Below are 1,055 nucleotides of genomic sequence, written 5' to 3'. Positions count from 1 at the left end.
CAAGGGCCAGAGCCCGCAGCACATATTCGCCGCGAACCCCGGCGCCATACCGTTCGGCGTGCGCAGCCTCTACAACTACCTCGGCGGCGCCAAGGCGGGGGATCTGTCGAAGCTCGACCTGCCGAAGGCCGTACGCTACAAGCCCAGGTCGAAGTCGAAGTCCGCCAAATCCTCCAACATTCCGCGCGAGGTGCTCGAGGGGAGGCGGTGGACGGATTTCTGCGCCCTCGAACAGGCCGACCGCGACAACGCCGTCGAGATGGACACGGTGGTCGGGAGGCAGGGCAGGGACTCGCAGTGCATCTTGACGCTGTTCGTCAGGCGCATAGGGTTCCAGTTCTACATCCTCCTGCCGGACAAGTCGGCGACCAGCGTGGTCGAGGCGCTCGACACCCTCCAGGAGCTCTGCGGGCCCCGTTTCTCCCAGGCCTTCGGCCTGATCCTCTGCGACCGCGGGAGCGAGTTCAGCGATGCGGAGCGCATCGAGCACGGCAGGAACGGCGTGAAGCGGCTGAGCCTCTTCTACTGCGATCCGCTCCAGAGCCAGCAAAAGGGACGTTGCGAGCGCTGCCACGAGGAGCTTAGGCGGATACTGCCGAAGGGAAAGACGAACTTCGACGCCTTGACCTGCCGCGACATGGCGGCGTGCATGAGCCACGTGAACAGCTACCTTCGCGGCAAGATGGACTGGATGGCGCCCGTCGAGATGGCGCGCCTCGTGCTTCCGCAAGGGCTCCTCGACGCGTACGGGGTCGAGGAGATAGAGCCGAAGGAGGTGAACCTCACGCCGCACCTCGTGCCTCACGCGATAACCCTGATCTAGCTAGTCTGGGGCACCGCATCATATCGCCGATTTCTTTACCTGCAGTCTTTCAAAACCAGCGACGCGGGCCTGACCTGGTGCTGTCTCAAACGGTTGCCGTCTACACATAACGGACTGCGAAGGCGGTCGATTGAAAAAGTGCAGGTAATAGATGGAACGCCGCGACCTCGAAATTGAAAAGGTAGAAGTAAACAGCCCTCTGATCTGCATAAACGTTAACTTACGAGAATTC

General features: G+C 61.6%; 1 protein-coding gene. It reads left to right on the top strand.

Annotated elements, in window-relative coordinates; translation table 11 throughout:
- A partial coding sequence (locus HMPREF1023_RS15820) for a hypothetical protein (RefSeq protein WP_009307330.1) occupies nucleotides 1-823 on the top strand: 823 nt, incomplete at its 5' end.
- Between the last annotated feature and the right edge of the window lie 232 nt (nucleotides 824-1,055).

The organism is Eggerthella sp. 1_3_56FAA (genome assembly GCF_000185625.1).
Classification (GTDB): domain Bacteria; phylum Actinomycetota; class Coriobacteriia; order Coriobacteriales; family Eggerthellaceae; genus Eggerthella; species Eggerthella lenta.
This window is presented reverse-complemented; position numbering and strand designations above follow the sequence as displayed.